Source organism: Mesorhizobium sp. M1322 (assembly GCF_040318085.1).
Classification (GTDB): domain Bacteria; phylum Pseudomonadota; class Alphaproteobacteria; order Rhizobiales; family Rhizobiaceae; genus Mesorhizobium.
On record NZ_JAMYLP010000144.1, the window covers coordinates 1 to 8,882 of the forward strand.

The window sequence follows — 8,882 nt, forward strand, 5'->3', positions numbered from 1 at the left end:
GTTTCCACTCCCCCCCTGGCGGCGCCCCCCGCGGGCCCCCACCCCCTAATACCAACAACCCGATCAATCCGTAGGGGCATTTCTGGCCGTGGCCCCGGGCCGGCGTGGGTGCGGGGCCAGGCGGGCGACCGGCCTGCGCAAGCTTCGGCCGGCCGGTTTGCCCGAGGATGCTTTCGCAGGGGCTCGCACTCTCGCCACTGCACTTAAGTCAGTACTTGAAGATCCTGCACTGCTCGCGACGGTGAAAGAAATCCGCCTTGGCGACAGCGATCCTGGCGCGCGAATGGCGACATCGGCATCGATCACCTACAGGAACGGCGACCAGGAACGTGTGTCGCACTATGTGCCCGACACCGCGTTGTCACTCTTCCACAAGGGCAAGGAGCACGAATTTGACCGGCGCATACTTGGCTTGTCCATCGCACGGGAAACCGTCTTGGCGCCTCGGCTGTTGGGCCGGATTGCTCGCGAGATTGCGAGGGCTAAGGAGCTCAAAGCGCTGGAAGACCAGGTCGCCGACCAAAGCGCCTAGCGCAATCATACCGCTTGCAGTTTATGCTGCAGCTCTTTTCCTTGCGCCATGAGTGGCAATTTTGTCGATCTGGACCGGCGATTTCGGATCGTTTCGCGTGAGGAGGCGAAGACACCGGCGCTTCTATTCGATCCTCGTCTCAGCGGTCACTTGAGCTGGCCAGAACTTAAGAAGCGAAACCGAGTCATCCTTCTGGCGGAAGCCGGCAGTGGCAAAAGTTACGAGCTCAAAGCGCAGTGGCAGGCTGCGGTGATCGGCTAATATAGATCCAAGCACAAAAAGCTCGCCGGCCAACACCTTCCGCGATCACGTGTCGCTTGGCAGTTAATTAGGGTCTTCCTCAATTTGTGTGGTTCATTCGCCGTTAGTGATGCTGCCGTTATTGGCGGGCATGCGAACGAAAACGAAATGGTCGCCCGGCCCAGGGATCAAAGTTCTGGGTGTCGCGCTCACTGATGATCACAGATGGGTTGTTTCCGCTGCCGGACCGGCGTTCGGCATTTGCCCCGATTGCGGACGACGGACCCGAAGTCGGCATGCTGGTCCAACCGCAGCCTTCAGGATCTGCCGGTCCAGGGCAAGACCGTGACGGTGAAGCTTCGGTTGAGCCGCTGGCGGTGCGCACATCAGAAATGTGAACGACAAACATTCACCGACCGTCTGCCGACGATTGCTTCCCCTTATGCGCGCCGGACAAGGAGGGTCGCGGAGATTGTCGGTTTGCTCGGCCATAGCACCGGCGGCCGTCCCGGCGAGCGCTTGATGCGTCGGCTCGGTATGCCAGTCAGCGACGACACGATCCTGCGGCAGCTGAAGCGGGATGCCGCGGTCGCTCACTACAACTCCACGGTTCGGGTTGTTGGCATCGATGACTGGAGCTGGCGGCGATCATGGCGTCACGGCACGATGATCGTGGACCTGGAGCGCCGTTCGGTTGTCGATATCCTTGAGGACAGGAGTGTGGCGAGTGCGGCGCAATGGCTGGAGCGGCACCCTTCTGTCGAGATCGTGAGCCGAGACCGATGCGGGCTCTATGCGCAAGCTGTTCGCGAGGGTGCACCGCAAGCGCGCCAGGTGGCTGATCGGTTCCATCTTATGCAGAATCTGCGGACCGCAATCGAGGAGCAGATGAGCCTTTCGGGCCGCGCCACGGGGCGGGCACTGCTGCCCGATAAGGCTATCGGGAGCGCGCAAGTCGATCTGATTCAGGACGATCCACACGTCGACGCAACGCATCGGCGCCGGGGGCGCCACGCTCATCGACAAACGCGGCAGATGGTGTTCGATATGGTGCACGCCTTGCACAAGGAAGGGCTGTCCTTTTCCGAGATCGCTCGTCGTACCGGCTACGGCCGGCGCAGCATCGCCAAATGGCTGACTTTCGACACGCCACCCGACCGACGCAGGGCCGCGTTGAAGCCGACGTCACCCTTATATTTCGAGGCGTTTCTTAGCCAGTCCTGGAGAGACGGCAATCGCTGCGGGCGACATCTGTTTCACGATATCAAGCGGCGCGGCTACACTGGCAGTTTCTCGAACCTGGAGCGGCTTCTTGCGACCTGGAGACGCGCCGAGAAGGCGGGCAAGGACAGTGCGCCGCCGGCTCAGATCGCAGGCCATCTATCAGCCCGCGATGTTATTCCGATACGGGATCCGGCAACCTGTCACGTGATCTCGCCGGTAGTCGCTGCGGCCCTATGCATGAAGCCGCGGGGCATGTTGACGATCAATCAGGCGCGGAAGGTCGATGCCCTGAGGCAGGGATCATATGAGTTTGCCCTGATGCGCAGCTTTGCGATGCGATTTCGCGGTATTCTCCGCGGCCGCGAATTGGACAAGCTCGACATCTGGATCGACGATGCCGTCAACTCCAGGCTCGTCCCGATTGTCCGGTTCGCGCGCGTCTTGCGCCGCGACATCAGCGCCGTCCGCAACGCCGTCGAATTACCGTGGAGCAACGGCCAGGCGGAAGGGCAGATCAACCGCCTGAAGACGATAAAGCGCGCCATGTACGGCAGAGCAGGCCCCGCACTTCTCCGCGCACGCATGCTGCCACTCAACCGGCCTGGTCCCCACACAAAGTGAGGAAGAACCTAATTAACTGCCAAGCGACAACTACTAGGGAAGGTTCATCACGGCCTCAAAGCCGTCTGACTGTCTGGTTGCCGGAGACTTGAACTGGATAGTACCCCCCATTCTTTCCACCAGTGAGGTCGCGATAGACAGGCCAAGGCCAGATCCGCTCGCCTCTGTACGTCCTCGCTTGAAACGCGTGGTGAGGTCGTCGAGGTTGGCCGCCGCCACAACGGGTCCGGCATTGGTAACCGTCACGGTGCCAGGGTCTGACAGGGCAATCGTGACGGGTCTGTCGTCGCTGCCATGGATAAGGGCGTTCTCGATCAGATTGCGCAACACGATGCCGAACGCGTCGACATCTATCCGTCTTACCATCGAGAACGTGGGCCGTGCATCAACCGTCAGACGGCCTGAATACTCCCGGGTTCGCTGAAACTCGTCCGCGACCAGCCGAACGACCGGAACAAGGTCGGTCTCTTTGTCCGACAGCCCGATGCCAGCGTCGGCGCGGGCCATTTGAAGCAGCTTTTCTGTCAAACGGCTGAGATTGGTAAGCGAGCCTTCAATCTCCCTCGCACGTTTCCTGCTGGCCCCATTCGGCAGTTCGCGCACCAGCCGTTGGGTCTGCGCCAGCGCGCCGGCAATGGGCGTACGCAGTTCGTGCGCGCTGTTGGCGGCAAACTCGCGCTCGCTCTCCAGTGCCGTGCGCAGGCGGTCGAGCAATCGATCTACGGACGTCCGGATGGATTGCAGTTCAATCGGCAATCCAACTGTAGAGATTGGAGCCAGGTTGCCGCCGTCCCGGGCGCCGATCTCGGCCCGCAGATCATCCAGCGGCGCAAGCATCCGCCGCACAATCCACCAGATGCCACCTATGCTGAGTGGAACAAGAAGCAGCAGCGGCAGGAACAAGGCTGTGGCGCTTTCGGCCATTGCCTCCTGACGATGGTCAAGCGGATCGGCGACCTGAAGAAACAGCGATCCGCTCACAGCGTCCGTGCTGTAGATGCGATGTGTCGGCGAATCGAAGAAGCCCTTCTGCAGAGGCGCGTCGAATGGCTGAGGCTGGACGTCGTGTGAATACATCAGCAGGCGACCATCTCGATCGCGCAGCTGGTAGGTCAGGTAGCTTTCACCTGCGACCGTACTCGCGCGCATGCGCCGTGGTGACAATCCTGAATCCTGAGAAAGCTGGCCCTCCACGACCAATGGCAACAGCCGGTCGGCGGTTTCTTGCAACGCGCTGTCGAAGACTTCGTCCAGCTCTTCACGGATAACAAAGGCGCTGACAGCTACGGCGGCGATCCAGAAAAGAACGGTGGCGACCGTCATCCAGATTATGAGCCGACGCGTGATGCTGATTGATCGAGTCATACCGCAAGCCTGTAACCGACCCCGCGCAAAGTCGATATTTTTTTGGCTCCCAGCTTCTTCCGAAGGCGGCTTACATAGACCTCGACAGTGTTGCTCTCCACTTCCGCCCCGAATTCGTAGAGCGCGTCTTCGATCGCATTCTTCGGGACGGTGGCTCCGGGTCGACTGGAGAGAGCGTCCAGAACTGCCCACTCGCGGCCGGTCAGTTCTACGATCACGCCGTCTACTTTCGCAATCCTGTCCGCGGAGACTATCTCGACCCCTCCAAACTTGATGGAAGGACCTGACGGAGCGGCGCCAGCACGGCGCGCCACAGCGTGGATTCGCGCTGACAACTCTCCGAGGTCGAAAGGTTTCACAAGGTAGTCGTCCGCGCCCGCATTGAGCCCCTCAATCCTGTCAGAGATCTGGTCGCGAGCAGTCAAGACAATCACCGGCGTACGATCTTCACGCGCCCGCATCGCACGGAGATATTCCACGCCAGATCCATCAGGTAGCTGGAGATCGAGCAACGTCAGTCCGTACCGGGCGACGTCGGCGAATTCGCGCGCTTGCAGGAGTGACTGCGCCCAATCGGCGGCATGGCCGTCTGCGGCGATGTGGTCCCGCACAGCACTTCCAATCCTTTTGTCGTCTTCAACGAGCAATATGCGCAAAGCCAATCCCAACCATGAATTGCCCGACACACTATAGCGCAAACTGATGGCTTCCTGAACCGACGGCTTTCAGGCTGGTGTCAGGTTCGCGTGTCATGAAGCGGTGACTTGAAGTTCGTGTCCGGAGTTGACGTGACAGTCCTGCACGTAGCCGCGCTGGTAATCGCATCGACATTCTCGGCCCTGGCCGCAGACGCCTGCGATGTGCCGGTGGTCGACTGGCAACCGCGCGAGACCCTGAAATCACAACTGGAGACCGCAGGCTGGAGCGTAATGTCCATCACCGCAAAGAGCGGCTGCTACGAAGCAACCGGCACGGACAATGCCGGCCACGTCGTCGTCGCCACGTTCAATCCCCAAACGCTCGCGCCTGTCGGACAGCCGCATGAAATCCCCAAGTCCTAGACCAAGGTATGTTGCATGAAATCGAGTATCAGTTGGGTTCATGTTGGTTGCCTTCTTGGCCCATTGGTAATCGCCGTCGTCCTGCTGGCGTCGTTCGGCCAGGTCAGAGCGCATGACAGAACCCCAGCATGCGCGGCGCAATCCGTGATGGATTTCGTGTCCGATTCCTGTCGGTAAGCACTTCGGTCTCCCACAAATTTTGAAAAGGCGTGTCCGTTTTGACAGTGCTTCACTCGACCGCCAGGCATGGATTTCGTTCGCTCAGGTTGCCTGCGGTTCTATTGACTTATCCGGCAATCCTTGCCGCTTGTGCGCTGGCCATTTTCATGGCGACAAGGCTCGGCCTGACAATCTACAGCGCCCGCGACATCGGGATGCCGGTCCTGCCACACGTGTTTGGCCGAGGCGTCTGGTTCGATCTTGTCACCATCGGCGCCCTTCTATCGCCGTTCCTCCTCGTCAACGCCGTTCTCCCGAATCGATTGCGCCAAAGCCGTGGTTTTGCCTGGCTGAGCAAGGCAGTGGTCTGGTTCGTCGTGTGCTTGCTGTTGTTCTCCGCCATCGGCGAATTCTTCTTCTGGGAAGAGTTCGCAACGCGCTACAACTTCATTGCCGTCGACTACCTCGTCTACACGCAGGAAGTTATCGCAAACATCACCCAGTCCTATCCGGTTACGCCTCTCCTCATCGGCATCGGCCTTGTTGCGGCAGGATTCATCTGGGCTTTGCGACGTTGGTTCACGGCCGTTGAGACTACGCCGTACAGCGGCAGAACGCGGCTGATCATGCTGGCCTTGGCCGTCATTGGCCCTTGTCTTTCACTTCTCACTAACATCGATCAGATGCGCGGGTCGGGTAACGCCTATGCTGATGAGCTTTCTGGAAACGGCCTGTTCAGTCTCGTTTCGGCCTTCTTCTTGAATGAGCTCGACTATGATCGGTTCTACGTGACCATTCCGGCAGACAAGGCGAACAGGATTCTGGTCGATCTCAAAGTTTCTCGGGCCAAACAGGATGAGCCTGGCGGCCCGACGGCTTCCATGCCTTCCTATCTCGTCCGCCGACCGAAGAATGTCGTTCTCATGACGGTTGAAAGCCTGTCGGCCGAGTTCCTCGGAAGCTATGGTAGCACAAAGGGTCTTACGCCAAATCTCGACCGCATCGCCTCACAGGGGCTGATGTTCGACAGGCTATTCGCCACCGGAACGCGCACGGTGCGCGGGTTGGAGGCAACCTCGCTAGGCACGCCGCCTGTCCCCGGGCAGGCCATCGTCAGGCGGCCTCAAAGCGACCATCTGACAACGCTGGGCGAAATCCTCCATCGCGATGGTTTCGACACAGGATTCGCATACGGTGGCAATGCGTTCTTCGACAATATGGCAGCCTATTTCAGCGGCAACGACTATGCCGTCCTCGACCAGGGCGATTTTTCGCCTGACGCGATCGCGTTCGAGAACGCCTGGGGCGTCGCTGACGAAAGCCTGTTGGATAATGTCACGAGCCAACTGGACAAGCAGACAGCCGGGAAGAAGCCCTTCTTCATGCATGTGATGACGACGTCAAACCATCGCCCATACACCTATCCTGATGGCCGCATCGATATCGCCTCACCTGGCGGACGCGATGGCGCAGTCAAGTACACGGACTATGCGATTGGGCGTTTCTTGCAGCAGGCGGCGACCAAGCCCTGGTTCGCGGACACGCTGTTCATCATCACCGCTGATCATTGCGCTTCTGCAGCCGGCAAGACTGAACTTCCCGTGGGCGGCTATCATATCCCGATGCTCTTCTATGGACCGGGCCTGGTTAAGCCCGGGCATATCAGTACGCTTGTCAGCCAGATCGATCTCCCGCCGACGATCCTCCGTGCACTGGGTGCGAGTGGCGAAAGCCACTTCTTCGGCAGGGCAATCGACGGATCCAAGCCCGACAACGAGCGCGCCTTCATCAGCAACTATCAGTCGCTCGGGTACATGAAGAACGGGACATTGACCGTCCTGCGTCCGAAGGGCGTGGTCGAGAGCTATGCCGTGGATCCGACCACCCTCGCTTCACGCCCCGCCCCAGTGAACGCACAGCTGCGTGACGAGGCGATTGCCTACTCTCAGACGGCATCGCGCGACTTCAAAACAGGCGCACTCCGCGCCGCTTGGTAGGACGTGCCGACGAGATTCACGAATTGGAAATGATCCAATGAATGAGTCCCGCACGATGGACCTGTCGCACTATCAACGCGTGCCGCGCGGTGCTGGCCATCCTGATTGCCGCACTGGGTTTCGTCCTGATCCTTGGTGTCGCTTGGCAGTTAATTAGGGTCTTCCTCAATTTGTGTGGCGATGCACGAAACGAGCGGCAACGGCCGTGCTCGCAGCAATTCGACGCCTGCGTGGCAATTCATCGAGCGTCCAGAAAGCCCCAATCTACTGTTCTGGTCTTCCATTTAGCCGTCTATGACGTGAGTAGCGCAGCCGATCGATCGTCCACCACACAAATTGAGGAAGACCCTAATTAACTGCCAAGCGACACACGGGTTTCTTGACACTGCATGTTGATTGCACCGCCACGTGGGATCAAATGCAGCGATCCACAGAAATGCTTGCGAACGCCCGGATTGCCGATGCTTCTGTCGCGAAGCCGCGTGATGCCTTCTTAATGGAATTTATGTCCAAGGCAGTCGGGCAAGTCGGCCAATCAACTCACCTGTGCGAGCCCCAGAGCTGTCGTATCGGCCCGTGCCCTTTCTGGAACTTTTTGGTTTATCCGTCCAGTATCGGCATGCTGGTCAGAGCAGCCAGAGCGATCATCAGGGAAGCGGCGTTACGCGCAATTGAAATCATCGCTGCCAATTCGCCAAGACCCCGGCTGGACAGAATAGGCAGCTCCAAAGGTCGTGGCGGCAGCGCGAGCCGCTTCCACCGTGCCGAACATATGGGCCAGATGCCACGGTTCGCTTCGAAGAACCGCCCAGCCACAGCGCCATTCCCGGTTCTCGGGATCGAGCGTCGGCGCCCAGACCGGAAGATCCCGCAATGCCTCCAGCCAGGTTGCCCACGCCAACCCAGTTCCGATGCCGGTCTCTGGCGCGACTGAACGGCCTACCAAGCCGATCACCTCGCCCTCGGCATTGAACACCGGCCCGCCACTCATGCCTGATGGCCAATTCGCCTCCACCTCAAAGACAGGTGTCGGGGTTGTGGAGTCACGACCTTGCGGGTGCACCTGCGTTACGCGCCCATACGCCACCTGCATCCCCTCAGCGATCGTCGTGCGAGCATCCTCCCTGTCGCCACGAAACGTATCTATCTGCGGATACCCAACCGCCACGACCATATCTCCTGGACGCGGCCCTCGCGGCCTCGAGCGCATGCGAAGATTTCTAATGTGGTCGGGCGCTGGTGACCTCGTCTGCAACAGCGCCAGATCAATCGGCTGGAAGTCCGATCGCCCTTGGAGTGCTGCAGGCGGATCGGAACCCGGTAGCACGGGCGACCACATTCGCCCAACATGCGCTATCGCCTCTTGTGGCAAGCCAACGGTTCCAAAGACCAGGCCGTGGCCCAAAACGGCAATCAGGCCAGCGTCTGAAGGCATCTCAACCCGAAAATCGCCATCGCTGGTTCGCAGAGTTCTGCCGTGCGCTCGCGCATCTGCGATAACATGATCGGCAGTCATGAACCCGCCACAGGGATCTATGGCGAACGCAGTCCCTAGCCCCTGCAGATCACCATCAGATGCCATCCAAAAGTAAGCGATGTCCCGACGGCACCTTTCGGTGATCGGCGTGAAGGACGATGTTCGGAGCCTTTGAGGGCTTCGACACATGACGATTTCAGAGCTTA

7 protein-coding genes are annotated in these 8,882 nt (G+C 59.7%); 4 read left to right on the top strand and 3 right to left on the bottom strand.

Translation table 11 applies throughout. The features are described from left to right. Positions 1–157: 157 nt before the first annotated feature. Both NKH12_RS29015 and NKH12_RS29020 read left to right on the top strand, forming a co-directional pair. Positions 158–532 carry a hypothetical protein gene (locus tag NKH12_RS29015; RefSeq protein ID WP_352956271.1) on the top strand — a complete coding sequence of 125 codons (375 nt, stop codon included), beginning with the start codon at positions 158–160 and terminating at the stop codon, positions 530–532. A 465-nt stretch (positions 533–997) separates the two neighbouring features. After that, entirely contained in the window at positions 998–2,617 is a 1,620-nt protein-coding gene (locus tag NKH12_RS29020; RefSeq protein WP_502910859.1) for an ISL3 family transposase, read from the top strand. A gap of 33 nt (positions 2,618–2,650) precedes the next feature. On the opposite strand, the gene NKH12_RS29025 is transcribed toward NKH12_RS29020, so the two are convergent. Together NKH12_RS29025 and NKH12_RS29030 are read right to left on the bottom strand one after the other, a co-directional pair. Next, positions 2,651–3,940 carry a sensor histidine kinase gene (locus NKH12_RS29025; protein WP_352956272.1) on the bottom strand — a complete coding sequence of 430 codons (1,290 nt, stop codon included), beginning with the start codon at positions 3,938–3,940 and terminating at the stop codon, positions 2,651–2,653. A gap of 38 nt (positions 3,941–3,978) precedes the next feature. Beyond that, on the bottom strand, positions 3,979–4,638 hold the full coding sequence (locus tag NKH12_RS29030; RefSeq protein ID WP_352956274.1) for a response regulator transcription factor: 660 nt from the start codon (positions 4,636–4,638) through the stop codon (positions 3,979–3,981). 117 nt (positions 4,639–4,755) lie between these two features. Here NKH12_RS29030 and NKH12_RS29035 point away from each other — a divergent pair, with 117 nt between their 5' ends. Both NKH12_RS29035 and NKH12_RS29040 read left to right on the top strand, forming a co-directional pair. Then, entirely contained in the window at positions 4,756–5,043 is a 288-nt protein-coding gene (locus tag NKH12_RS29035; protein WP_352956275.1) for a PepSY domain-containing protein, read from the top strand. 209 nt (positions 5,044–5,252) lie between these two features. Next, positions 5,253–7,199 (top strand): LTA synthase family protein, encoded by a 1,947-nt coding sequence (locus NKH12_RS29040; protein WP_352956273.1) that lies wholly within the window; start codon positions 5,253–5,255, stop codon positions 7,197–7,199. Between the two features lie 661 nt (positions 7,200–7,860). On the opposite strand, the gene NKH12_RS29045 is transcribed toward NKH12_RS29040, so the two are convergent. Next, the gene (locus tag NKH12_RS29045; RefSeq protein WP_352956276.1) at positions 7,861–8,865 is read right to left on the bottom strand and encodes a S1 family peptidase; all 1,005 of its coding nucleotides are present in this window, start codon (positions 8,863–8,865) and stop codon (positions 7,861–7,863) included. Between the last annotated feature and the right edge of the window lie 17 nt (positions 8,866–8,882).

What these genes read in the sequence shown, in the direction of transcription:
- NKH12_RS29020 (WP_502910859.1), top strand. Translation starts at nt 998, where the DNA reads ATGGGTTGTTTCCGCTGCCGGACCGGCGTTCGGCATTTGCCCCGATTG.
- NKH12_RS29045 (WP_352956276.1), bottom strand. Translation starts at nt 8,865, where the DNA reads ATGTGTCGAAGCCCTCAAAGGCTCCGAACATCGTCCTTCACGCCGATC.
- NKH12_RS29025 (WP_352956272.1), bottom strand. Translation starts at nt 3,940, where the DNA reads ATGACGGTCGCCACCGTTCTTTTCTGGATCGCCGCCGTAGCTGTCAGC.